The organism is Rhodococcus sp. NyZ502 (genome assembly GCF_041464245.1).
Taxonomy (GTDB): domain Bacteria; phylum Actinomycetota; class Actinomycetes; order Mycobacteriales; family Mycobacteriaceae; genus Rhodococcus_F; species Rhodococcus_F qingshengii.
In genome coordinates this window covers 4,561,322-4,583,208 of record NZ_CP167155.1, presented here as the reverse complement: position 1 = coordinate 4,583,208, position 21,887 = coordinate 4,561,322, and the positions used below count along the sequence as shown (strand labels likewise).

Annotated in this window: 27 protein-coding genes and 1 tRNA gene; 16 read left to right on the top strand and 12 right to left on the bottom strand. The window is 62.0% G+C overall.

Annotated features, from left to right (window positions below):
* Positions 1-33: 33 nt before the first annotated feature.
* From mscL to ACBG85_RS20930, 4 genes are all read right to left on the bottom strand, one after another.
* Entirely contained in the window at positions 34-456 is a 423-nt protein-coding gene (gene mscL, locus ACBG85_RS20945) for a large conductance mechanosensitive channel protein MscL (protein ID WP_007727535.1), read from the bottom strand.
* Between the two features lie 99 nt (positions 457-555).
* Entirely contained in the window at positions 556-1,302 is a 747-nt protein-coding gene (locus ACBG85_RS20940) for an SAF domain-containing protein (protein WP_064687538.1), read from the bottom strand.
* 77 nt (positions 1,303-1,379) lie between these two features.
* Positions 1,380-1,691, bottom strand: coding sequence for an FmdB family zinc ribbon protein (locus ACBG85_RS20935; RefSeq protein WP_372024662.1), 312 nt, complete (start codon positions 1,689-1,691; stop codon positions 1,380-1,382).
* A 111-nt stretch (positions 1,692-1,802) separates the two neighbouring features.
* On the bottom strand, positions 1,803-2,381 hold the full coding sequence (locus tag ACBG85_RS20930) for a 5-formyltetrahydrofolate cyclo-ligase (RefSeq protein WP_064074033.1): 579 nt from the start codon (positions 2,379-2,381) through the stop codon (positions 1,803-1,805).
* A gap of 59 nt (positions 2,382-2,440) precedes the next feature.
* On the opposite strand from ACBG85_RS20930, the gene ACBG85_RS20925 reads away from it, so the two are divergent.
* From ACBG85_RS20925 to ACBG85_RS20905, 5 genes are all read left to right on the top strand, one after another.
* The gene (locus tag ACBG85_RS20925; RefSeq protein ID WP_003946415.1) at positions 2,441-3,352 is read left to right on the top strand and encodes a UTP--glucose-1-phosphate uridylyltransferase; all 912 of its coding nucleotides are present in this window, start codon (positions 2,441-2,443) and stop codon (positions 3,350-3,352) included.
* Positions 3,353-3,477: 125 nt separating this feature from the next.
* Positions 3,478-4,737, top strand: coding sequence for a gephyrin-like molybdotransferase Glp (glp, locus tag ACBG85_RS20920; RefSeq protein WP_003946353.1), 1,260 nt, complete (start codon positions 3,478-3,480; stop codon positions 4,735-4,737).
* A 21-nt stretch (positions 4,738-4,758) separates the two neighbouring features.
* Positions 4,759-5,394 carry a GNAT family N-acetyltransferase gene (locus tag ACBG85_RS20915; protein ID WP_007727523.1) on the top strand — a complete coding sequence of 212 codons (636 nt, stop codon included), beginning with the start codon at positions 4,759-4,761 and terminating at the stop codon, positions 5,392-5,394.
* Between the two features lie 267 nt (positions 5,395-5,661).
* Entirely contained in the window at positions 5,662-6,396 is a 735-nt protein-coding gene (gene glpR / locus ACBG85_RS20910) for a gephyrin-like molybdotransferase receptor GlpR (protein ID WP_007727521.1), read from the top strand.
* 102 nt (positions 6,397-6,498) lie between these two features.
* A tRNA-Ala gene (locus tag ACBG85_RS20905) sits at positions 6,499-6,574 on the top strand.
* 292 nt (positions 6,575-6,866) lie between these two features.
* Here the strand turns inward: ACBG85_RS20905 and ACBG85_RS20900 are convergent.
* Together ACBG85_RS20900 and ACBG85_RS20895 are read right to left on the bottom strand one after the other, a co-directional pair.
* Complete coding sequence (locus tag ACBG85_RS20900; RefSeq protein WP_372024656.1) at positions 6,867-7,115, bottom strand: hypothetical protein; 249 nt, start codon at positions 7,113-7,115, stop codon at positions 6,867-6,869.
* A 2-nt stretch (positions 7,116-7,117) separates the two neighbouring features.
* The gene (locus ACBG85_RS20895; protein ID WP_372024653.1) at positions 7,118-7,798 is read right to left on the bottom strand and encodes a hypothetical protein; all 681 of its coding nucleotides are present in this window, start codon (positions 7,796-7,798) and stop codon (positions 7,118-7,120) included.
* A gap of 178 nt (positions 7,799-7,976) precedes the next feature.
* Between ACBG85_RS20895 and ACBG85_RS20890 the strand changes: the two genes are divergently transcribed.
* Entirely contained in the window at positions 7,977-8,477 is a 501-nt protein-coding gene (locus ACBG85_RS20890; protein WP_003946241.1) for an ImmA/IrrE family metallo-endopeptidase, read from the top strand.
* Positions 8,474-9,475, top strand: a complete 1,002-nt coding sequence (locus ACBG85_RS20885; RefSeq protein ID WP_003946245.1) for a hypothetical protein — start codon at positions 8,474-8,476, stop codon at positions 9,473-9,475. Before ACBG85_RS20890 ends, ACBG85_RS20885 begins: the two co-directional genes overlap by 4 nt.
* Positions 9,476-9,535: 60 nt before the next feature.
* Here ACBG85_RS20885 and ACBG85_RS20880 read toward each other — a convergent pair whose 3' ends face one another.
* Positions 9,536-9,952, bottom strand: a complete 417-nt coding sequence (locus ACBG85_RS20880) for a helix-turn-helix domain-containing protein (protein ID WP_003946231.1) — start codon at positions 9,950-9,952, stop codon at positions 9,536-9,538.
* Between the two features lie 479 nt (positions 9,953-10,431).
* On the opposite strand from ACBG85_RS20880, the gene ACBG85_RS20875 reads away from it, so the two are divergent.
* The 3 genes from ACBG85_RS20875 to ACBG85_RS20865 all read left to right on the top strand — a co-directional run bounded on the left by ACBG85_RS20875 (position 10,432) and on the right by ACBG85_RS20865 (position 12,109).
* Entirely contained in the window at positions 10,432-10,587 is a 156-nt protein-coding gene (locus ACBG85_RS20875) for a hypothetical protein (RefSeq protein WP_003946253.1), read from the top strand.
* A 145-nt stretch (positions 10,588-10,732) separates the two neighbouring features.
* Positions 10,733-11,578: an SDR family oxidoreductase gene (locus tag ACBG85_RS20870; protein WP_234551789.1), complete on the top strand. Its 846-nt coding sequence runs from the start codon at positions 10,733-10,735 to the stop codon at positions 11,576-11,578.
* Between the two features lie 48 nt (positions 11,579-11,626).
* Entirely contained in the window at positions 11,627-12,109 is a 483-nt protein-coding gene (locus tag ACBG85_RS20865; RefSeq protein ID WP_030536322.1) for a DUF2505 domain-containing protein, read from the top strand.
* Here ACBG85_RS20865 and soxR read toward each other — a convergent pair.
* The gene (gene soxR / locus ACBG85_RS20860) at positions 12,095-12,574 is read right to left on the bottom strand and encodes a redox-sensitive transcriptional activator SoxR (protein WP_003946250.1); all 480 of its coding nucleotides are present in this window, start codon (positions 12,572-12,574) and stop codon (positions 12,095-12,097) included. The two genes, ACBG85_RS20865 and soxR, sit on opposite strands and share 15 nt — an antisense overlap.
* Positions 12,575-12,579: 5 nt before the next feature.
* A complete protein-coding gene (locus ACBG85_RS20855) occupies positions 12,580-13,068 on the bottom strand; it encodes an FABP family protein (protein WP_003946270.1) in 489 nt (162 codons plus the stop codon).
* A gap of 99 nt (positions 13,069-13,167) precedes the next feature.
* Here ACBG85_RS20855 and arcA point away from each other — a divergent pair, with 99 nt between their 5' ends.
* Positions 13,168-14,385, top strand: coding sequence for an arginine deiminase (gene arcA / locus ACBG85_RS20850; protein ID WP_003946210.1), 1,218 nt, complete (start codon positions 13,168-13,170; stop codon positions 14,383-14,385).
* 13 nt (positions 14,386-14,398) lie between these two features.
* On the opposite strand, the gene arsC is transcribed toward arcA, so the two are convergent.
* The gene (arsC, locus tag ACBG85_RS20845; RefSeq protein WP_003946209.1) at positions 14,399-14,752 is read right to left on the bottom strand and encodes an arsenate reductase (glutaredoxin); all 354 of its coding nucleotides are present in this window, start codon (positions 14,750-14,752) and stop codon (positions 14,399-14,401) included.
* A 94-nt stretch (positions 14,753-14,846) separates the two neighbouring features.
* On the opposite strand from arsC, the gene ACBG85_RS20840 reads away from it, so the two are divergent.
* From ACBG85_RS20840 to ACBG85_RS20825, 4 genes are all read left to right on the top strand, one after another.
* Positions 14,847-15,530, top strand: coding sequence for an SDR family oxidoreductase (locus tag ACBG85_RS20840; protein WP_003946268.1), 684 nt, complete (start codon positions 14,847-14,849; stop codon positions 15,528-15,530).
* Positions 15,531-15,572: 42 nt separating this feature from the next.
* Positions 15,573-15,932, top strand: a complete 360-nt coding sequence (locus tag ACBG85_RS20835) for a GntR family transcriptional regulator (protein ID WP_003946225.1) — start codon at positions 15,573-15,575, stop codon at positions 15,930-15,932.
* A 48-nt stretch (positions 15,933-15,980) separates the two neighbouring features.
* Complete coding sequence (locus ACBG85_RS20830; protein WP_003946228.1) at positions 15,981-16,412, top strand: DoxX family protein; 432 nt, start codon at positions 15,981-15,983, stop codon at positions 16,410-16,412.
* A gap of 84 nt (positions 16,413-16,496) precedes the next feature.
* Positions 16,497-18,131 carry a BCCT family transporter gene (locus tag ACBG85_RS20825; protein ID WP_003946258.1) on the top strand — a complete coding sequence of 545 codons (1,635 nt, stop codon included), beginning with the start codon at positions 16,497-16,499 and terminating at the stop codon, positions 18,129-18,131.
* Positions 18,132-18,202: 71 nt separating this feature from the next.
* Here the strand turns inward: ACBG85_RS20825 and ACBG85_RS20820 are convergent, their stop codons facing one another.
* Positions 18,203-19,711, bottom strand: coding sequence for a dolichyl-phosphate-mannose--protein mannosyltransferase (locus ACBG85_RS20820; protein WP_003946230.1), 1,509 nt, complete (start codon positions 19,709-19,711; stop codon positions 18,203-18,205).
* A 74-nt stretch (positions 19,712-19,785) separates the two neighbouring features.
* Between ACBG85_RS20820 and rsmI the strand changes: the two genes are divergently transcribed.
* Positions 19,786-20,616 carry a 16S rRNA (cytidine(1402)-2'-O)-methyltransferase gene (gene rsmI / locus ACBG85_RS20815; protein ID WP_003946264.1) on the top strand — a complete coding sequence of 277 codons (831 nt, stop codon included), beginning with the start codon at positions 19,786-19,788 and terminating at the stop codon, positions 20,614-20,616.
* On the opposite strand, the gene ACBG85_RS20810 is transcribed toward rsmI, so the two are convergent.
* The gene (locus ACBG85_RS20810) at positions 20,613-21,860 is read right to left on the bottom strand and encodes a DUF2786 domain-containing protein (RefSeq protein WP_232329897.1); all 1,248 of its coding nucleotides are present in this window, start codon (positions 21,858-21,860) and stop codon (positions 20,613-20,615) included. The two genes, rsmI and ACBG85_RS20810, sit on opposite strands and share 4 nt — an antisense overlap.
* Positions 21,861-21,887 lie beyond the last annotated feature (27 nt).

Below are 21,887 nucleotides of genomic sequence, written 5' to 3'. Positions count from 1 at the left end.
GTCCGAGGGCCTGATTTGTTCTGTGAGCACTGCCTATTCGAGAGTCTTGGCGTGCGCTCCCGTGTCGGCGCCACCGGCATTGGCCGAGAGGATGTCGCGGATCTGGATGAGCAGATCGGTTTCGCTGGCTTCCTTGTCCTCGGGCTCGGAGACGAACTTCTTCTTCGCCGCATTCGCAGGGACGATCAGCACGAAGTAGACGACCGCTGCGATGATGATGAAGTTGATGATCGCGGTGACCACAGCACCGATATTCACGAAGGTTTCGGAATTACCGGCAATGATCTCCTTTCCCCAGCCCAATTCGTCGGATCCGCCGATAGCTGCGATGAGTGGGTTGATGATGTTGCTGGTGAATGCCGTGACGATGGCGGTGAAGGCTGCGCCGACGACAACCGCGACGGCCAGGTCGAGCACGTTTCCGCGAAGCAGGAAGTCCTTGAATCCCTTGAGCATGTCGGTGTCCCCTCGAGTCTCCGATGGCAAGTGCCAGATGGTCCGTTGATACCGAACCGACTGGAAAAATCCTAGAGGAGCTTCGGACGCTTTGTGCGGTCAGCGGAATGTCACGGTGATCGCATTGGACAGAGATGCCGCGGCTACGACGTTGGCTGCTGGTGTCGGCAGGGCCAGCAAAATCACCTGTTCCTGCTGGTTACGTGTACTTTCCGACGTGGTGACCAAAGCGACTACCGCTCCTGCCGCAAGAATTTGTGGGGCCTTGTCGGCAATTGATTCGTTGGGTGTGTCGGGGTGGGGTGTGTCTGGGCGGGATGTGTCAGGGCCGACGGTCAGGACGTCGACGACGTCCCCGCTGCGCAACATGTCCGCGACGGCCGCATCGGCCAATCGGACGGGGACGATGCGGGCGTCGTCGGTTCCTACCGACAACCCGGCCAGCCGTGGGCTGAGAACGCGCACGTCGGTGACGGTTTCTCCGGAGCGAATCGGGCCGGCAACGGTTCTTCCGACCACCAGGTCGGTGTCGGAGACAACTCCTTCGGGAAGTTGTTTCGAGTCGATCTCTCGCATCTCGACATCCGAATCCGCAATCACCTGCCCCGGAGTGAGATCGCGGCTCGAGACAACTACGGCGACCGTATCGGTCGCGGGATCGCCTCGAAAGAAGAGAACAACGCCGAGTGTGGCGAGGACAACGGCTGCGATCTTACGGACTGTCGCCGTGCGGAATCGTGTGCCCCGTGTCAGTTCGACGACGCGATCGAAGGTGCTCGGGCTGAGATCGAGTTGGGCGCGCAGTGGATCGGAGCGCCTCGGCGAGCGAGAACGTGCTGACGGCATTCATGCACGTTAGGGCCGGAAGCGGTGCTTCCGGCCCTGACAATGTGAACCTGTGGACAACCCGGAGGTTGTGGAAATCAGCTCGCGGCAGCCTTTGCGGGCGCCGGCGTGCTGGTCGACGAACTCGATGTCGACGAGGAGTCCGACTTGGACTCGGACTCCGTAGCGGGTGCCGAATCACTCTTGGCGGGCTCGCTCGCAGTCCCGGAGCCGCCGCGGCTGTCGGTGCGGTAGAAGCCGCTGCCCTTGAACACGATGCCAACAGAGTTGAACAGCTTGCGGAGCTTGCCTGAGCAAGCTGGGCAGACCGTCAGCGAATCTTCGCTGAAGGACTGGACGATGTCGAAACGGTTGTCACATTCCGTACATGCGTATGAGTAGGTGGGCACCGGGCTTCCTCCGCACTGTGATGTTCGAGCAGCCGCGTATTTACACCGCAGCCTTTAGCACTCTACAAGTGACAGTGCCAACAGCGCTAATCAGGGATCTATTCCCGCAGATCAATCGCCTTGGAGCGGCGTGAGACCGCCGCTTGGCGTCAATGCCCAGCCCATGGGAATGTCGTGGTCGTCGGCAGGCAAGGCCTCGACGAGTTCGGAGTCTCTGACAATTGCCACGAGCCGAGTCTGTGGTCCGACCGACCCGAGCGTCCGGTCGTAGAAGCCTGCGCCACGGCCGAGGCGTGTTCCGCGAAGATCCACCGCGAGAGCAGGGACAAGCATGCATTCCACGTCGGACAGGGTTTCCGGTGGTAGGACGGGTCCGACAGGCTCTCGAATGCCGTACTTCGCGGGGCGCAAACCGTCCGCGCCGCTGTACTCGACCCAGGACAACGGTCCCGGCTCCCCGGTGATCGGAAGTAGTACACGCTGAGCGATCTCGGCAACGGCGTCGAGCAAATCGGTGGATCCTGGTTCGGTGCGGGTGGGGACGTACGCACAGACGACCGAGCCGTCGACAATCACTGAACGTATGTGCGTGATCAACGCCGCAGTTTCCGTGTTTCGAGTGTGCTCGGAGACTGCATCACGTGCTGCGAGTGTGATTTGTCGCCATTGTGCTTTTGTCTGAGGTGTCACCCCGCAACGATATTCGTCGTGCTGACCGAGCGGTAACAAGCGGCGGCTAAGGTGTTGGCATGACAGACGTTGTCGCTAGCAGCACGAGGGCCTTCCGTACGGCCGTGGTTCCCGCAGCCGGACTTGGTACGCGTTTCCTGCCTGCCACCAAGACGGTTCCGAAAGAATTGCTGCCGGTCGTGGACACACCGGGTATCGAACTGGTGGCAGGTGAAGCTGCGGACTCGGGAGCCGAGCGGCTCGTCATCGTGACGTCCCCGGGCAAAGACGGCGTGGTTGCCCACTTCGTCGAGGATCTCGTGCTCGAAAGCAAGCTGGAAGCAAGCGGAAAACTCGCTGCCCTGGCGAAGGTGCGCAAAGCGCCGGGTTTGCTCGAAGTCGACTCCGTGATTCAGGAGCAGCCCCTCGGCCTCGGGCATGCAGTCGGTTGCGTCGAGTCGGTTCTCGACGACGACGAAGATGCCATCGCGGTCCTTCTGCCCGATGATCTCGTACTACCGCGTGGCGTCCTGGAGATCATGGCGCGAGTTCGGGCCAAGCGCGGCGGATCCGTTCTCTGTGCAATCGACGTCCCGAAAGACGCAGTCAGCGCTTACGGCGTCTTCGACGTCGAGATCGTTCCCGACGCGGTCAATCCCGACGTCCTCAAGGTCGTCGGCATGGTCGAGAAGCCGGCTGTGGAAGACGCGCCGTCGACCTTTGCCGCTGCAGGTCGCTATCTGCTCGATCGTGCGATCTTCGACGCACTTCGTCGCATCGAGCCGGGAGCCGGCGGTGAGTTGCAACTCACCGACGCCATCGCTCTCCTGATTTCCGAGGGCCATCCGGTTCACGTGGTGGTGCACCGCGGAACGCGTCATGACCTGGGCAACCCCGGCGGGTACCTCCGCGCTTCGGTGGACCTGGCGCTCGACAGTGACGATTACGGCCCGTCCTTGCGTAAGTGGCTCGCGGATCGGCTCGACCGCTGAGCGTGTCGCCACGGTGGTTGATCGCCCGATAACGCAGTATCAATGTGCTTGTCCCTTTTCGGCGGCAAGGCATCATGAGCTGACGGATATCACCGAATTTCCAGACACAGGAGGACGCGGACCAGATGCGGTCGGTTGAGGAGCAGCAGACCAGGGTTACCGCTGCTGCAGTGGCACCCCGTCCGGTTCGGGTCGCCATCTCGGAGGCGCAGGGACTGCTGTGTGCCGAGGAAGTGGTGACCGAACGCCCATTGCCGGGATTCGATCAAGCTGCCATCGACGGTTACGCGGTTCGCAGTGTCGATGTCGCCGGCGCCGGAGCCGACCTCCGAGGCGAGGACGGCGAGCCTACCGACCTCAGCTTGCCGGTGGTCGGTGAGGTGACGGCGGGCTCACGCCAACCGATCCGCTTGCAACCTCGCCAGGCCGTCCGAGTCGACACCGGCGCGCCTTTGCCCACGCTGGCCGACGCAGTTCTTCCGCTCGAGAACACCGACGGTGGTCGCGCTCGCGTTCGGATCTTCGAGCCGGTGCGTTCGGGCGATTACGTTCGCCGTGCAGGCGACGACGTCCAGCCGGGCGACGTGGCCGTTCGGGCAGGCACCATCATCGGAGCCGCACAGGTCGGGTTGCTCGCCGCGGTCGGCCGCGACAAAGTACTCGTCCATCCCCGTCCGCGCCTCTCCGTCATCAGCGTCGGTGGAGAACTCGTCGACGTGGATCGCACGCCGGGGCCTGGTCAGGTTTACGACGTCAATTCGTATGCCCTCGCCGCCGCAGCGCGCGATGCCGGCGCCGACGTCAACCGTGTGGGAATCGCAGGCAACGACTCTCGTCGTCTTCGCGAAGTAGTCGAGGGACAGCTGATTCGCTCGGAAATCGTTGTCATCGCCGGTGCCGTGGGCGGCGGAGCGTCCGACGAGGTTCGTGAGGCGCTTGCCGACCTGGGGACACTCGAGGTGGAGCGCGTTGCCATGCATCCGGGATCGGTGCAAGGCTTCGGAAAGCTGGGAAGGGACGAGGTTCCGACCTTTCTCCTACCGTCCAACCCGGTCAGCGCACTGGTGGTATTCGAAGTCATGGTTCGCCCGCTGATCAGAATCGCGCTCGGACGCCGCCAGCCGATGCGGCGAGTAGTGAAGGCGCGGACAGTGGGAACGATCACGTCGATTGCCGATCGCAAGGGTTTTCTGCGTGGTCAGCTGATGCGTGACGAAGCGACAGGGGAGTACCTGGTGCAGGCCCTCGGGGGTGCGCCCGGTGCGTCCTCACATCTCCTCGCGACCTTGGCGGAAGCCAATTGCTTGGTTCTGGTCGATCGAGACGTCACCGAAGTGCACATCGGTGAAGAAGTCGACGTAGCTTTTCTCGCCCAACGTGGGTAACGCCGACCCGAGTGGGGTGTGATGTCAGTCCATCCAGGATGGCCGGAAGATCTCGGCCCGCTGCGAGTGCCCGCGGGAGTGGTGACCGTCCGCCCCGTGAAGCTCCGTGACGCTGCTGTGTGGAGTCGTCTCCGCATTCGCGATCGCGAGCACCTCGAGCCGTGGGAGCCCACCGGAGAATCGCCCTGGGATGCTCGCCACCACATCACCGTCTGGCCGTCCCTGTGCGGAAACCTTCGCTCCGAAGCGCGCAAGGGCAGGATCCTTCCCCTGGTGATCGAACTCGACGGGAAGTACTGCGGGCAGGTCACCATCGGAAATGTGGTGCGCGGCGCTCTGCGGTCCGCCTGGGTGGGCTATTGGGTCGCCTCGCACGTGACCGGTGGGGGCGTAGCCACAGCTGCCGTTGCACTCACACTCGATCACGCATTCTCGAAGGTCGGTCTGCATCGAGTGGAGGCCACTGTTCGGCCGGAGAACGCGTCGAGTCGCGCAGTCCTACGAAACGTTGGGTTCCGGGAGGAAGGTCTTCTCAAGCGCTACCTCGATGTCGACGGCCAATGGCGTGATCATCTTCTGGTCGGAATGACCATCGAGGAAGTACCCACCACCGTCGTCGACAGATTGGTGCGGTCCGGACGTGCTTCGTGGGTGTGACGAAGACGGCGCCAGAAGCGTGAGAAACGCGAGCTAAACAGCAGTTACCGCTGAGTAGTCCTACTTTCGGGCGGGAAAATGTGGTTTTTGATTCAACCAGAACTTGAGACTTTTGGGACTGAACCGGAAGTTCAGTTCGGTACGCGTGTGACACATGAGTATGGTGGGGTTCGGCGCGTCGGCAACGATGCGAGGGCGTCGGCCGTTAACCTTGACTCGTCAACGGCTGGCATAGGTGCTGGTAGGTGATCGGGAGGAGGCCGCGGCATGCCTAGCTCATTCGTGTGGATCGGGCTGGTGGCCGTGTGGCTGTTCGTCCTGGTGCCGATGCTTGTCAACAAGCGCCCCAGGATCCGGCAGACGAGTGACGCGGCACTCGCGACTCGAGTACTCCACCGCGGCGACAGCAACCCTGTTCAGCGCGGGCCGGCAGCAGGACATCGAAGCGATCCGAACTGGCAACCAGAACCAGTGCGCAGCAGCTACGACGCGGAGGACCAGATGGACACTCACGCAGAAGACGACTACGCCGGCGGTCGTGCACCGGTCGGAGAATTTGTTCCGGTTCGGCGCGGCCGAGGCGGATTCGACCCCGAAGCGGATGCCATCGCCCGGGAGGCGCGGTATGCATTCCGTCAGCGGACATTGCTGGGACTTGCGTTCGTCGCGATTCTCTCGGGCGCTCTCGCATTGATCATCTCGCCGATGGTGTGGTGGTTGTTTGCGCTGACCGTGTGCGGCCTCGGCGGGTACATGGCGTACTTGCGTCGGCAGGTTCGGATCGAGCAAGAGATTCGCCGCCGTCGTACCGAACGCCTCAACCGATCGCGACTCGGAGTCGAATCGCACACCGACGAAGAGCTTCGCCTGATTCCGGCGCGACTGCGTCGGCCAGGAGCGGTTGTCCTCGAGGTCGACGACGAAGATCCGGTGTTCGATCACCTGGATCACTACGAAGAAGAGATCAGGCACACCGAGATGCGTCGCGCGTCCGGTCAGTGATCTTCTGGGCCGATCTTGTCGGGCCGAAAGTTCGTGTCGGGTGATTCCAACGGGAGTATTCGTTCCTGTTAGAGTTGCCGAGCACCGCTGAGGCGGTGGCACGGGGCTGTGGCGCAGTTGGTAGCGCGCTTCGTTCGCATCGAAGAGGTCAGGGGTTCGATTCCCCTCAGCTCCACCAAGAAGTACCAGCGAAAAGGGTCTTTCAACGAAAGTTGAACGACCCTTTCCTGCATTTTCAGGGCCTGCCCGAATTGCGAAGATTCGATCTGAGTGTGCGCCGTTTCATACGATTGCGACCGCTGATCCGGACCGTTGAGCTTCCAAGTGAGGGATGATCCTTGGGCGGATACATGTTTGCCGGAAATGTAACGAGGGTGTGTCCGGTGCGATAGGCACGGTGAGTCTGCCGCAGTTTTCCGCAGGTCGGACGTATGTGTCGGGGAGGAATGTCGATGAGCCAGCCACGACGGCTAGCGATGATGCTTGTTGCTGTGATGTGCCTGATGGGTATCGGCGTCCTTGCCGTATCGGTCTTCCCCGCCATCGTCGCCGCCCAACCTGGCGGCAACAGCGGTGGTGGCAACAACGGCAATGGAAACGGCAATTACGGCAACAACGGTGGCAATAACAACGGTGGCGGCAACAACGGCAACGGTGGCGGCAACAACGGCAACGGTGGCGGCAACAACGGCAACGGCAACTATGGCTGGCATTGTCACCGTCACAACTGCGGCACGACCGTAATTCCGACACCGACCACGACGACTGAGCCGACCACGACTGAGCCGACGACGACTGAGCCGACGACGACTGAGCCGACGACGACTGAGCCGACGACCACGACTGAGCCGACGACCACGACTGAGCCGACGACCACGACGACTGAGCCGACGACGACTGAGCCGACCACGACGACTGAGCCGACCACGACGACTGAGCCGACCACGACGACTGAGCCGACCACGACGACTGAGCCGACGACGACTGAGCCGACGACGACTGAGCCGACGACGACTGAGCCCACGACCAACCCTTCGGCGTCGCAACGTCCGAGCAGCAGCGCTTCCCCCGCGACCAACGCAACTTCGCAGACCGAGAGTCCTTCGAGCCAAGCACCCTCCGAGACACAGTCTCCTTCCGAATCGCAGCCGAGTTCCGAGCAGTCGTCCGCGGTAGCGGCTCCGCCGGCTGGACCGTCTGATCCGCAGGGACCGTCAGCGGGCGGCGGAGCGCCTGCACCCTCTGCCGGTGGACCGGCAAACGCTGCGCCGGGCGCAGTCGCAGCCCCTTCCGCACCCGAGGTTCTGGCCGCACCCGCACCCGTAGCTCCGCAGGTACCGTCGAACGTTCCGAACGTCGCGGCTCCGACTGACAACCCGCAGGCATTTCCGACGGCGTTCACTCAAGGGCTTCCGCCGATTCTCAACGCCGCCGCCGTCGCCGGCGGTGTAGGCGGAATGGCAGTGGTAGCGGCCGGTGCGGGAGCACTGACTTTCCGCGGAGCATCGCTGCAGAAGGCACGATTGGCTGCCGCGCGTGCCGAATTCCTGGCACCCGGATCACAGGGAGGTGCGTGAGTCGTGCCGGACAGACGTTCACATCGCCGCGTTCTGGCCGCGGTGGATGCCGTATGCGACGCAGCAGCGTCGTCGGAGGCAGTGTCACTGCTGACGGTGGTGCAGACAGTCGCCCGCGAGCGTGGGCGCCCGATCGAGATCGATCTGGAAACCCCTCTCGCCACCGGAGTGTGCGGTCAGCGCCGGGCCTACGACGACCACGACGTCATCGTTTTGGCTCCCGGACTACCCAATGTCGAGCGGACTCTGGCACATGAGTTGGGGCACATAGTGTTTCGCCACGAGGGTGCCGAGATCGCCGAGGCGACGCTCGAGGTCAGTGACGATTTGATCGCCTACATGTTGAGTCAACGTTCTCTGCGGCGCAACGAACCCGTGCCGATGGACGACATCGCGGAGTGGGAAGCCGAGACGTTTGCGTCGATGTTGATCATGCGTCTGCGAACGATGAGTGGCCGTGGGACACCGCTGTCGGTGTTGCGGTACGACGAGGCGATCGGATGATCTTTTGGGCTGTGGCCCTTCTCGTCTGGGTTGCAGCCGGCGCGAGACTGGGTCGAGTTGTCGCGCGCACCGCGACGCCGTTGCGAATGTCGATGGTCTTCGCCGGCTTCTCGGTCGCATTGTCGTCGACGGTCATGGTGCCTGCGGTATGGGACATCGTCGATCGCATTGCGCCGGAGCAGCATGCCGCCGCGATGATCGTCATCGTCTTGTGGACAGCGTTGTCTGCGGCCAGTGCAGTCGGCGCCGTGTCTGCGTGGCCGGTGATGTCACGTCCGGCTATGCGCGGCCTCGCCACCGTGCTGTACTCGGTGGGGCTCCTGGTGGCGATCGCGGTTCTCTTCGGCTACCCGGCGCCGGCTCTGATCTTTATCATCGTCGCTCTGTCCCTTGTCATTTCGACGGGGCTACGGCACGTTGCGTGGGCGCCGTTGGGGCGCGGAATCGCGTTGATCGTGACCGGTTCGTCGATCCTGCTCGTCGTGGTCGTCGTGATGCTTGTCGAATCGATCGGTGGCACCGGCGCACTCGAATCGGATATCTGGACGGGCGCAGGGGTGTGGTTCATCGCTGCCTCGAGTGTTCTGATTGCGCTGGGCATCACGTGGGTGCTTCTCGAGACCTGGTTACGTGCGCGACGAGATCTGTACCGGCTGCGGCGGATGCACGCGCTTCTCGTCAAGCGATTCCCCGAGGTAGTCGACGCGGACAGCGCCGGGAGTACGTCTGTGCTGCGGGCATCGGACATGATCGCGCAGATCATGGATGCGATGTACATCCAGTCCGGCGCCGGGATGTTCGACGTCGGTGGTCAGGAACCGCCGCGGGCCGTCACTGCACACGCGGGGATTTTGGCGGGGTGGATCGCCGATCCCTTGGCCTCGGATGTGTTGGACACCAGGTGGATTGCGCCTCCTGAGAAGATGTCGGCGCGCCGATGGGTGTTGTTGTTGGCGAAAGAACTCGATGAAACGACAAAAGTAGGTCGACGTTCGTAGTCGACCTACTCCATGTCATTGCAGTGCTCGAGATCGAGTCAGTGCTTCAGCACGTTCACATCAGCGTGACGCGTCAGGCGGAACCTCTGGCAAACCTTCACTCGCGCGGAGCTTTTCAGCCATCGTGGTGAGTAGATTCTGCGATTCTTCCGAGAGGTCGAATGCACGGCTCGAGAGGCGGCGAAGCCCGTAGCCTTGGAGCTGTGAGAGCAGTTCGAGATCGTGATCGATCTTGGCTGCGTAGATGTCGTTGAAGAAGTAGTCGGGCTTCACCTTGAAGAACCGGGCGAAGGCTGCGACTGTCTCGTCTGAGGGGTTGGTGCGCTGTCCCGAGCGGAGCTGCGAGATGTACGGCTTGGAGATCTGATGGCCGTCTTCGATGAGCGCTGCCGCAACCTCGGCGTTGGTATGGGGTTTGCGCCCCGGAGGATGAACACTGTCGAACAGTTTGTTCAATCGTTCTGCAAAGTCAGCCATTGTGAACCGCCCCGTAATCCTCTCTAGCTAGCAATTGTCCGTTCAGTGAATCCTACGGTATCACGCGGATAACCGATCGGTAGCTCACCGTAGTCTGTTTAGTAGACTAGTTGTCAAATGTGTCCGAGATTCGATTCGTCCGGCCAATGAGTGCTCAGCTATGTCTCAGCGCACATTGAGTTTCCGCCACACGGAAATGTGCAGCTACGACTGCGCTATTCGAACCTTCCAGTACTTGGCCAATCTGCCCAATATCAAACCTTTTACCCGTTTTGGCGATATTAGCTATGCGTTAGCCTGGTTTTTCACAACTATTTCGATTGAAAAACTGCAGTTCAAGCGATGTTTGAAGGTTTGGGGTCGCGATCAGGGTGGCTGGTTGCGATGTCATGCGGATCACCTCGGGGTTGAACCTTGAACGGTTTGCCGGATTGCGATCTGTGCTAGCTAAACCCTCCGAGTGGGTGCAGAATTGTGACATGAAACACACGATGAGCGATGATGAATTGCGCCGCGCAATCCGTGAAATTCAGGATCGAGCCCACGACGCACGCAAGCGTGGGGACGATGTAGCGGCGGAAGAACTCGACCGTACGGTCAAGGGCTATCAAGAGCAGATGATGCAGCGTCTCTAGTGCTCGCTGCGGTCGTCTCTGTGCGGTGTTTGCGCGGAGTACGGCCGTGCCCCGCTGGTCGTCTTGCGTGTTTCAGGGCGGCCGCACCGTGCGTGCGTAGACTTTCCCGCATGTCCACAGTACGAGTGCGGGGGAGTGTTCATCCATGTCTGTAAGGTCGCTCGACGGCAAGAAATGCCTGATCACCGGTGCCGGTAGTGGAATTGGACGTGCAACTGCGCTGCGTGCATCAGAGGTCGGCGCCGAATTGTTTCTCACCGATATCAACAGCGTCGGATTGGAAGAGACGGTCGCGATGGTCGGCGCCGGCGGCGGCACGGTCAGCATGGCGAAGGCGCTCGATATCTCGGACTACGACGAGGTCGTGAAATTCGGTACCGAGATTCACACTCAATTTTCTTCGATGGATGTCGTCATGAATATCGCCGGCATTTCAGCGTGGGGAACTATCGAGAACCTCGAACATCGGCATTGGAAGTCCATGGTGGACGTCAACCTGATGGGGCCGATCCATGTCATGGAGACGTTTGTTCCACCCATGATTCGTGCCGGCAAGGGTGGACACCTGGTCAACGTGTCTTCGGCTGCCGGACTTTTGGCCCTGCCGTGGCACGCCGCCTACAGTGCGAGCAAGTTCGGCCTTCGCGGGGTGTCCGAGGTGCTGCGATTCGATCTGAAGCGGCACGGAATCGGGGTCAGTCTGGTTGTGCCGGGTGGGGTGAAGACGCCATTGGTGGGAACCGTGGAAATAGCGGGTATCGACAGGAACGACCCGCGGGTCGAAAAACTCACGCACCGGTTCGAGGCGCGTGCTGTCTCCCCGGAGAAGGTGGCGTCGTGCATTCTGCGGGGAATCGAGAAGAATACGTACCTCTTATATACGTCCAATGACATCCGATTCGGATACTGGTGGGCGCGCAAATTCGCCCTGCCTTACGAGTTCGTGATGCAAAAAGCGAACGACCAGTTCAGTAAATTGCTCAAGCGATGAGCGTTAACTCCGCCGGGACTTTTATCTAGTCGAATAGGGACCAAAGTCATGCCGAAGAGTTTTCACTTCGATATCGAATTCAAATATCCGATCGACGACGTGCATCGAACTTTGACCGACCCGAATTATTGGAAAGGCAGACTCGGAGACCTTTATGCCACCTCGGACATCGAAGTTCGAGACGGATCGATCGAAGTATCCGTGTCCGAGGAAATCGACTCCGCCTCCCTCCCGAGCCTGGTCGCCAAGGTTGCGCCGAGTCGGCTCGGTCTGAAACGGGTCGATCGGTGGGGACCTCTGTCAGACGGGCGTGCAGCAGGGTCGGTCACCGGAATCGCGCGGGGACTGCCGATCCGAATCGAGACGACGCTCGATCTCACCGCCGCCGAGTCCTGCACGCGGTTGGTCGTCGACGGAACGGCTGAGGTGAAGATGCCGATCATCGGCGGCCAGATCGAGAAGTTGCTGAAGAAGACCGTCGAGGACTTGCTGGGGCGCGATCGGGACGCCGTCGAGTCATTTCTCGCCTGAGCCTGCACCGAAATCTACTTCCAGAACGCGCGCACCCGGGCCGGCGGATGCGAGTTGATCGTGCGGGTTGGCGAGGGCGCACCCCTCCAACGAGAGGCACCCGCAACCGATGCAACCGGTGAGGTTGTCCCGTAGACGTTCCAGTTGCTCGATGCGTAGATCGAGGTGGCGCCGCCACCCGGTCGACAATCTTTCCCAATCTGCGCGGTTCGGGGTACGGCCTTCAGGAAGTGTGCCGAGGGCCTCTCTGATTTCCGACAGCGGAATGCCGACGCGTTGCGAGATTCTGATGAAGGCGACGCGTCGAAGCGTGTCTCGTTGGTATCGGCGCTGGTTTCCGCTGGTCCGGCGACTGACGATGAGGCCTTCTCGTTCGTAGAAATGCAGGGCCGAGACGGCGACACCGCTGCGCTCGGAGAGCTGGCCGGGCGTGAGTTCCTTTGCCTTCCACGACGGCATCTCCATGGCGACTACCGGTCCGTCGCGCGGTGGAGGGTGGCGTGGAGATGATGCGTCAGCGGGGTGTCGCCGTGCGCCATCCACAGGTCGTATGTCAGCGTGTCGCCCTGAACGCGCATGACTCGCCGAACGTCGTGAACCGGTTTTGCGTCGGGTGATGCTGCGAGCGTGAGACGGGTCAAGGCGAGAGTGCCTTCGGAGTCGAGGGTGCCGCGATGGATCTCGACGAATCCGGTGGGCTGGCTGACCAGCAATTCGAGCTCACCACCCGGTGTTGGGCGCAGGTATCCCGATTCCATGTGAAGCGGTCGTCCGTCGGGGAGCCCACGAGTGCGCGACGAGTAGGTGAGAAACGGTTTCGGGGTGGGCGCGAACTCGATCTCCTCGGAGTACTCGAAGTCGTCGATGGTGGGGAAATGTCCGGCTCCAGCGCCGACCCAGCGCCCGGTGAACCTCTCGATTCCGGCGCCGTTCAGCGCCGCCTGATCCGTACTACTCATTGCCTGGTCCTCTCGCCTGCGTCGGATCAGACGTTACGCGGGCCGGTACGACAGCTGCTTATCCCTGCTGGGTGGGGCCTACGGGATTAGTGTTCACTCATGAACGCTTCTGGCTCCGTCCCCCTCGGTGTCGATTCCGAGGTGGGCCGATTGCGATCGGTCATTCTTCATCGTCCTGGCGACGAGTTGAAACGATTGACTCCGCGCAACAACGACGAGCTGCTGTTCGACGCGTTGCCGTGGGTGGACCGCGCGCAGGAAGAACACGATCAGTTTGCGACCGTCCTTCGTGAGCGCGGCGTCGAGGTACTGCTTTTGTCCGATCTCCTCACCGAGGCGCTCGAGGTCAGTGGCGCAGCGAGGATCCAGGGAATCGCGGCCGCCGTCGACGCACGCAAGATCGGCCACGCGCTCGGGCAACACCTGGCCGCCTACCTGCGAAAGGTGGAGCCGAAGGAGCTTTCGTCGATCCTTACTGCAGGAATGACGTTCGACGAATTGCCGATCGATGCCGACTCGACCTCGTTGGTGCGCAGGATGCATCACGGCGGTGACTTCGTGATCGACCCGTTGCCCAACTTGCTCTTCACCCGTGATTCGTCGTTCTGGGTCGGGCCACGGGTCATCATCACGTCCTTGGCGTTGTCAGCGCGAGCTCGCGAATCCTCGATAACGGATCTCGTCTACGCGCATCACCCTCGATTCAAAGGCGTGCGCCGCGCGTACGAGTCGCACACGGCTCCTGTCGAGGGAGGTGACGTGCTGCTTCTCGCGCCGGGGGTGATCGCAATCGGTGTCGGTGAACGTACGTCACCCGCCGGAGCAGAAGCATTGGCGCGTAGCGTGTTCGACGACGGCCTCGCCCACACGGTGTTGGTTGTTCCGATCGAGCAACGCCGAGCGTCGATGCATCTCGACACGGTCTGCACCATGGTCGAGGCCGACGCGGTCGTCATGTATCCGGCCATTCAGGACACCCTGGCGGCGTTCACTCTGCGCAAGGAAGACGACGGGGTGAGTATTCGCGGTGCGACGCCGTTCCTCGAAGCGGCGGCCGACGCCATGGGAATCGGAAAACTGCGTGTGATCGACACCGGACTCGACACGGTGACTGCCGAGCGTGAGCAGTGGGACGACGGAAACAACACCCTCGCCGTCGAGCCTGGCGTCGTCGTCGCTTACGAGCGCAACGTCGAAACGAACGCCAGGCTGGAGGCCTCGGGTATCGAGGTTTTGCGAATCGCGGGTTCGGAACTGGGGTCCGGCCGAGGTGGTCCTCGGTGCATGTCCTGCCCGATCGCCCGCGATCCGCTGTAAGCCGTCGACGCTGTCAGAGAATTTCTTCCACCTTGGCTGCAGGCCGCGCGAGGACGGTGCCTTTGTCGGTGACCACGAACGGGCGTTCGATCAGAATCGGGTGCTCGATCATCGCGTCGAGGATCTCGGATTCGGATGCATCGGCGAGCCCGAGTTCCTTGTACTGCGTTTCGCGCTTGCGAACGGCTTGGCTGGGCTCGAGGCCGGCGTCGGCGAGGAGTTTTTCCAGCTCGGATCGGGTAGGCGGAGTATCGAGGTACTTCACAATGGTCGGTTCGATGCCGGCGTCGCGGATAAGTCCGAGAACAGTCCGCGACGTGTTGCACCGTTGATTGTGGAAGATGGTTGCAGATGCCATGTCCGTCATTCTGCCTCTGTGTCCGAACTCGTGGGACAAACAGGGGAACAACGGACACCTCCGGCGCGCTGCACTTGAAGTACCGACTTGTGAGGAGAAAACGATGACGGAACATCGAAGTGTGGACGAACGGCGCGTGGTCATTGCCGGTGGGCACGGCAAGATCGCGCAGCACCTGACGTACCTGCTGGCAGGACATGGTGATCGGCCGGTAGCGTTGATCCGCAACTCCGCGCACGAGGGTGCGGTCCGCACACTCGGCGCGTTCCCCGTGGTGATCGATCTGGAATCCTCCACGGTCGAGGAAGTTGCGAAGGTACTCGACGGTGCCGACGTCGCGGTCTTCGCCGCGGGCGCCGGACCTGGTAGCTCGATCGAGCGGAAGGACTCCGTAGACCGAGCTGCGGCGGTGCTGTTGGCCGATGCCGCCGAGAAAGCGGGAGTGCGTCGGTTCATACAGATCAGCGCCATGGGTGCTGGTGACGAAATACCGGAGAACACCGACGAGGTTTTTGCCGCCTACCTGCGGGCGAAGACTGCAGCAGAGGAAGACCTGAAGACAAGGACTTCGCTGGATTGGACGATTCTTCGGCCAGGCCTTCTGACAGACGACGACCCCACCGGTGAAGTCCTTCTTGCAGAGCCACCCGTCGATCGAGGCTCTGTGCCTCGTGCAGATGTCGCCGCAGTGATCGAAGCGCTCATCGACGCGCCGTCCAGTGTCGGCAAGATATTGGTTCTGACCTCCGGCCCGCATACGATCCGCGAAGCGATCGAGGGTTTGTGAGAGAGAAGATGCTGTGACCGAGAAGATACGACGAGGGTGACGATGAAGATCGCTATCGAACACGATTCCTCCACAGCTCCGTACGACCAACTGCGGCAACAGATTATCGAGCAGGTTCACGGCGGCGGATTGATTGCGGGAACCAAGATCCCGACGGTGCGTGCATTGGCCTCGGAGCTGGGATTGGCGGCCAACACCGTCGCGAAGGCTTATCGCGCGCTCAGCGATCAGGGCGTGATCGAGACGAGGGGAAAGCAAGGGACGTTCATCGCTTCGGGGACCGATCCGGTGCAGGCGCAGGCGGAGCAGGCGGCGACCGCGTTTGCGCATAAGGTCCGCTCGCTCGGGTACTCCGACACTGAGATCGTCGCCATGGTGGAGTCGGCATTGAGAGGTGCGTGACACATTGATTAAGTTGACGCTTCAACTTAAAGCTGTCAGTCTTGGCTCATGAATTCGTCGATTGCTCGTGACCTCGGACTCCTCATCGCCCGTGTCGGCCTCGGGATCATCTTCATCGCCCACGGTTGGCAGAAGTTCTTCACCTACAAGATCGCCGGAACGCAGGCCGCATTCGAAGGGATGGGCGCCCCGCTCCCCAAGATTTCTGCAGTTCTGGCAGCATCCATCGAACTCGGTGGCGGCATCCTGCTCATCGCGGGTCTGCTGACCCCGCTCGTCGGCGCACTGCTGTTCCTCGACATGGTCGGCGCGTTCTTCATCGTGCACGCCGACAAGGGCGTCTTCATAGACAACGGCGGCTATGAACTCGTCGTCGCACTCGGTGTCGGTTCGCTCTTGATCGCTGTTATCGGCGCAGGACGCATCAGCATCGACGGATTGATCGGCAAGGGCAACGGTTGGGTTAAAACCCCAGCTTGATCGGGGTGAGAAGGCGGGTTCAACGGCTGTTGAGCCCGCCTTCCAGCTTGCTTTTGGCCCACAAAGTGACGAACGTAGTCATCTATGGTGACGAAATCTGATCGATCCGAACAAGATTCCGGGGCCAACGAAGAGCGCCCGGAGACGGGCTTTACTCGGGTAGGCGTTCGGACCGACTACGTGGTGTTTTCCGTGGCGGCCGCAGCGGTGCTGGCTATTGTCGTGTGGGGTCTCGTAGCTCCCGACAACCTGAACTCGGTAACCGGAAGTGTTCTCGGCTGGTTGGTGACGAACATCGGCTGGCTCTTCGTACTCGCAGCTTCGGCTTTCGTGCTGTTTTCCATCTACCTCGCTGTCAGTCGATTCGGCGACATTCCGCTGGGCAAAGACGGTGAGAAGCCCGAGTTCCGAACCGTCAGCTGGATCGCCATGATGTTCAGCGCCGGCATGGGCATCGGCCTGATGTTCTTCGGTGTCGCGGAACCGCTTGCGCACTACGTGACTCCGCCTCCCGGCACCGACGGTGGCGTCGGAACTGCCATGGCTACCACCATGTTTCACTGGGGTCTTCATCCTTGGGCGATGTATGCCGTTGTGGGCCTTGCCATTGCGTACGGGTCGTATCGCCGAGGACGCAAGCAACTGTTCAGTTCGGCCTTCATCCCGTTGCTCGGTCGCAAAGCCGAAGGGCCGATCGGCAAGGTCATCGACATCCTGGCAATCTTTGCGACGCTTTTCGGCACCGCAGCATCTTTGGGGCTCGGCGCACTTCAGATCGGCTCCGGTTTCGAGGTAGTCGGCTGGATGGAAGAAGCCGGCGTATTCCTGCTCGTGGCCATCGTTGCGGTGCTGACCCTGGCGTTCGTCGCTTCGGCAGTTTCCGGTGTGGCCAAGGGAATTCAGTGGCTCTCCAACATCAACATGGTGCTCGCGCTGATCTTGGCCCTGTTCGTGTTCGTTCTCGGGCCGACCGTACTGATTCTCAATCTGCTCCCGACGACCATTGGTGCATACGTTTCCGACCTCGCCCAGATGTCGGCCCGCACGGGTGCATCGTCGAATCCTGAAACCGGCGCGTGGCTTTCGTCGTGGACGATCTTCTACTGGGCATGGTGGGTGTCGTGGACGCCGTTCGTCGGCATGTTCCTGGCCCGCATCAGCCGCGGCCGCACGATCCGCCAGTTCATCGTCGGCGTCATCGCCGTTCCCACGACTGTCAGCTTGCTCTGGTTCGCGATCTTCGGCGGCGCAGGCATCGGCGAGGAACGCGACGGAATCGGCTTGTCCGGCCGAGGCTCGGAAGAGGCTCAACTGTTCGGCATGCTCGACAATCTGCCGTTGGCCGGAGTGACGACTGTCCTCGTCATGCTGCTCGTCGCAGTGTTCTTCGTCTCCGGCGCCGACGCTGCGTCGATGGTGATGGGGACGCTCTCGCAGCGCGGAACGCTCGAACCGAGTCGCTGGGTCGTGGTGTTCTGGGGCATGTTGACCGGTGGCGTCGCGGCGCTTCTGCTGTGGACCGGTGGTTCCGAAGCGCTCGACGGCTTGCAGACCATGACGATCATCGCTGCGGCGCCGTTCGTGCTGGTCATGATCGGACTGTGCTTCTCGCTGTACAAGGATCTTTCGCACGACCCGATCATCATTGCGGCGAAGGAGCAGAAACGTGCTCTCCTACGCCCGCGCCGAGGACGCCGTGTGGGTAAGTCAGTGGAGTAGGACTTGAGCGGAGTAGGACTTGAACTGTGAAGGGGCACCGAACTGCGGTTCGGTGCCCCTTTGTCGTCCGGTTATTTCCAGCTGGGCAACCACAGATGGTTCTGCCACGATTCCGGCGTGATCGGCATGGCGGTGAGTATCGGCCAGAGGTAGACGAAGTTGGCCACGACCAGACCGATGTACAGACTGACTGCCAGAAGTCCGGTGGTACGACGCTCGACGGACGCGCTCGCCTTGCCCAGTACATCGCCGAGGACCAGCGCAAATCCCATGACCATGAACGGGGCGAGTGCAACTGCGTAGAAGTAGTACATCTGGCGGTCGAGCGTCGCGAACCACGGGAGGTAAGCGGCACCGTAGCCCGTCAGGACCACGGCGTATCGCCAGTCCCTGCGCACGAACGTCTGCCAGATCGCCCACGCCAACATCGGTAGGGCCAGCCACCACATCGCCGGTGTGCCGATCAGCATCACGGCCTTGACGCAGCTGGCGGCCCCGCAACCGGTGACCTGCTCGCCGTCGGCGTAGTAGTAGAGCATCGGTCGTAGCCCCATCGGCCACGTCCACGGTTTCGACTCCCACGGGTGGTGGTTTCCGGCGGAGTTGGTCAGACCGGCGTGGAACTGGAGAACGTTGCCGCTGTAGTACCAGAGTGAGCGCAGCGCGGAGGGAATGAAGCTCCATGTGCCGCCCTCACCGATCTCGTTACCGACGGCGTGACGGTCGACGCCGGTCTCGCTGGTGAACCAGGCCCAGTAGCTCGCGAGGTACACACCGAGCGGAATGATCACCAACGCATACAGAGCCGGCCCGATGTCGCGAACTGCAGTGCCGACCCATGGGCGCTGCACGCGGTAGGCGCGGCGCGCTGACAGGTCGAAGGCAACACTGAGCAATCCGAAGAACAGAATGAAGTACATGCCGGACCACTTGGTTCCGCAGGCCAGGCCGAGCAGGATGCCGGCGCCGAACCTCCACCACCGGAAACCCAGCCGCGGACCCCAGGCAGAGTCGCCGATTCGGCCCTCTTCGTATACCTTCGCCATCCGTTCGCGGACTTGGTCGCGATCGACCACCAGGCATCCGAGAGCAGCGAGGACGAAGAAAGCCAGGAAGATGTCGAGCATCCCCAGGCGTGAGGAGACGAAGGTGACGCCGTCGACGATGAGCAGGATTCCGGCAATCGCGCCGATCAGCGTGGAGCGCGTCATGCGGCGCACGATCCGGATGATCAGCAAGACCATCAGTGTCCCGACCAGGGCCGACGAGAATCGCCACCCCCAACCGTTGTAACCGAAGAGTGCTTCGCCGATCGCGATCATCTGCTTACCGATGGGCGGGTGTACCACCAATCCGTAACCGGGATTGTCTTCGATGCCGCCACCGGTCAGAACTTGCCAGCCCTGCGGAACGTAGTGCTTCTCGTCGAAGACAGGTGTGCCGGCGTCGGTCGGGTAGGCGAGCATCGTGAAGCGTGTGATCGCCGCGATAGCGGTGACGAAAGCGGTGACGATCCAGCCGCGCAATCTGTCGGTCGGGCCGAAATCAGGATCCGGTACCAGCGGGCCGGGACTACGCATTACCCGATCGCTCGTGGCGGGCGTTGGCCGCTCGTCCGTCTGCACAGTCACCTGGCAATCGTAGGCTGTCAGGTATGACTGGTCGCTTGGTACTCGCCGCAACACCCATGGGAGATGTCGGTGACGCGTCTCCGCGTCTTCGGTCTGCTCTCGCAACCGCCGACGTCGTTGCTGCGGAGGACACACGACGCACCAAGTCTCTGGCGTCCGCGCTCGAGGTAACCATCACCGGGAAGATCGTCAGTTTCTACGATCAGGTCGAGATTTCCCGGCTGCCCGCGCTGGTCGCCGACGTCGCCGAAGGCAAGACCGTCCTGCTGGTCACGGACGCGGGCATGCCGTCGGTCAGCGATCCCGGATATCGCCTTGTCGCCGCCTGCGTAGCCGAGAACCTCGCCGTCACGTGCTTGCCCGGTCCGTCGGCGGTGACGACGGCGCTGGCACTCTCCGGATTGCCCGTCGAGCGGTTCTGCTTCGACGGGTTCCCGCCGCGTAAGCAGGGGCAGCGCAAGACGTGGCTCTCTGCCTTGGCAACCGAGCAGCGAGCGTGTGTGTTCTTCGAAGCGCCTCATCGCCTTGCCGACTGCCTCGCAGATGCGGTGGAAGTGCTCGGGCCGAATCGCCGCGCGGCTGTGTGCCGGGAATTGACCAAGACCTACGAGGAAGTGAAGCGCGGCACTCTCGGGGAGTTAGCTGCTTGGGCCGCCGAGGGCGTTCGCGGTGAGATCACGGTGGTGCTCGAAGGCGCAGTGCTGGTGGCATCTGATCCTGCCGATCTGGTCGACGAGGTGGAAAGGCTGGTCGAGGGGGGAGCACGATTGAAGGACGCGTGTGCTCTGGTCGCAACGGCCGGAGTCTCCAAGCGTGAGTTGTACGAGACGGTCCTGGCTGCGCGCAAGGACTAGCGGGAGCGGTTCACGGCGGGTGTGCCGGGACGCAGGTTGGCGTCGTCGGCTGCAGCCTGGCCGGCGTGCCAGCCTTCGGCGTCCACGGACCGTCCGCGAGTCTTACGGGTTGTCGGGAACAATCGATCGAATTCGGCGTCGACGGCCTCGGATGTGGTGGCGAGGATCGGCAGAAGATCCGCGACGTCCATCGATGCCGCGTCGGCCGCTTCGGCGGTGGCTTTGGTGCCGGCGTCACGCAGGCGGTGTCCGATGCGGCTGGCGAACCCGGCCAGGAATCCCTTGCGGAACGAGGTGGTGCGTGAGCCGCCACGATTGCTCGAGTCGGCGAATTGCATTGCACGGGTTGCCTGTACGAGCAGGGAAGTGAACAGCATGTCGACTTGCTGAAGGTCGACCGGAGTGCCGACGACGGTCGCGAGTGCAATGTCGCTGAACCAGACAGTCCTGACTCGATTCGATTCGCCGATCTCGGTCAGGAGGTGAACCTTTTCCTTCACGTACGGGTTCTCGATGTGAATGCGTCGGGCATTGACGGATGTGTCGGTGACCCCGGCGCGACTGTGGAGCAGTGCGGAGTCGATGGCGTACCGGGTCATCAACTCCTGGGCCTTCGCGGTGAAAATCTCGGCTTCTTCCGCGAAGTTGGTTGCTTCCGCTTTGGCGAGTAGTCCACGAATTCGCTTGAGTACCTTGGCGTCGACCTCGGTATCGCCGACGCCGGCATAGCTGGTATCGGTGCGTTGCGACGGCCAGGTGGATGGTGGCGCGAGCAACACCGTCCACTGAGGTAGGCGCATCCACGATCGCGCGACGTCGACGATCTGCGAAACGAGGAAGTAGGGATCCTGGAACAGAAGGCCGGCCGCGAGGGAGCGAAAAACGTCGTCGTCCACGGTGATTCGAGAAGCGATGTGCCGAGACTTCGGATACTGCTCGCCGATCGTCTGCAACTGCCCCACCCATTCGAGCGGAGCGCGATCGGAGGCGCGCGACGCCTTCGCGTCGAACAGGATGGTGGTGGCGGCGAGATCGGCGTCGGACGCTTCTTTACTTCGACGCGCCAGGTGAATCAGATCCGCCGGCTGCCATCCGCGGTCGTACGCCGCGGACAGTTCGGAAACGAGATCTCGCACCGCGGAAACGGATTGAGGGCTGACCTCCTGAGTGGACACCCGTGCTCCGTTCCATGGCAGTGTCTGCGCCGAAGCGCTGGTTCGAATGTATGTTCTATTCGTGGTCATGGCTGGAGTGTGCACGTCGGGTCCGAC

Coding starts and splice junctions, on each gene's coding strand:
- mscL (WP_007727535.1), bottom strand. CDS start 456: ATGCTCAAGGGATTCAAGGACTTCCTGCTTCGCGGAAACGTGCTCGAC.
- ACBG85_RS20940 (WP_064687538.1), bottom strand. CDS start 1,302: ATGCCGTCAGCACGTTCTCGCTCGCCGAGGCGCTCCGATCCACTGCGC.
- ACBG85_RS20925 (WP_003946415.1), top strand. CDS start 2,441: ATGACAGACGTTGTCGCTAGCAGCACGAGGGCCTTCCGTACGGCCGTG.
- glp (WP_003946353.1), top strand. CDS start 3,478: ATGCGGTCGGTTGAGGAGCAGCAGACCAGGGTTACCGCTGCTGCAGTG.
- ACBG85_RS20915 (WP_007727523.1), top strand. CDS start 4,759: ATGTCAGTCCATCCAGGATGGCCGGAAGATCTCGGCCCGCTGCGAGTG.
- glpR (WP_007727521.1), top strand. CDS start 5,662: ATGCCTAGCTCATTCGTGTGGATCGGGCTGGTGGCCGTGTGGCTGTTC.
- ACBG85_RS20885 (WP_003946245.1), top strand. CDS start 8,474: ATGATCTTTTGGGCTGTGGCCCTTCTCGTCTGGGTTGCAGCCGGCGCG.
- ACBG85_RS20880 (WP_003946231.1), bottom strand. CDS start 9,952: ATGGCTGACTTTGCAGAACGATTGAACAAACTGTTCGACAGTGTTCAT.
- ACBG85_RS20875 (WP_003946253.1), top strand. CDS start 10,432: ATGAAACACACGATGAGCGATGATGAATTGCGCCGCGCAATCCGTGAA.
- ACBG85_RS20870 (WP_234551789.1), top strand. CDS start 10,733: ATGTCTGTAAGGTCGCTCGACGGCAAGAAATGCCTGATCACCGGTGCC.
- ACBG85_RS20865 (WP_030536322.1), top strand. CDS start 11,627: ATGCCGAAGAGTTTTCACTTCGATATCGAATTCAAATATCCGATCGAC.
- soxR (WP_003946250.1), bottom strand. CDS start 12,574: ATGGAGATGCCGTCGTGGAAGGCAAAGGAACTCACGCCCGGCCAGCTC.
- ACBG85_RS20855 (WP_003946270.1), bottom strand. CDS start 13,068: ATGAGTAGTACGGATCAGGCGGCGCTGAACGGCGCCGGAATCGAGAGG.
- arcA (WP_003946210.1), top strand. CDS start 13,168: ATGAACGCTTCTGGCTCCGTCCCCCTCGGTGTCGATTCCGAGGTGGGC.
- arsC (WP_003946209.1), bottom strand. CDS start 14,752: ATGACGGACATGGCATCTGCAACCATCTTCCACAATCAACGGTGCAAC.
- ACBG85_RS20840 (WP_003946268.1), top strand. CDS start 14,847: ATGACGGAACATCGAAGTGTGGACGAACGGCGCGTGGTCATTGCCGGT.
- ACBG85_RS20835 (WP_003946225.1), top strand. CDS start 15,573: ATGAAGATCGCTATCGAACACGATTCCTCCACAGCTCCGTACGACCAA.
- ACBG85_RS20830 (WP_003946228.1), top strand. CDS start 15,981: ATGAATTCGTCGATTGCTCGTGACCTCGGACTCCTCATCGCCCGTGTC.
- ACBG85_RS20825 (WP_003946258.1), top strand. CDS start 16,497: ATGGTGACGAAATCTGATCGATCCGAACAAGATTCCGGGGCCAACGAA.
- ACBG85_RS20820 (WP_003946230.1), bottom strand. CDS start 19,711: ATGCGTAGTCCCGGCCCGCTGGTACCGGATCCTGATTTCGGCCCGACC.
- rsmI (WP_003946264.1), top strand. CDS start 19,786: ATGACTGGTCGCTTGGTACTCGCCGCAACACCCATGGGAGATGTCGGT.
- ACBG85_RS20810 (WP_232329897.1), bottom strand. CDS start 21,860: ATGACCACGAATAGAACATACATTCGAACCAGCGCTTCGGCGCAGACA.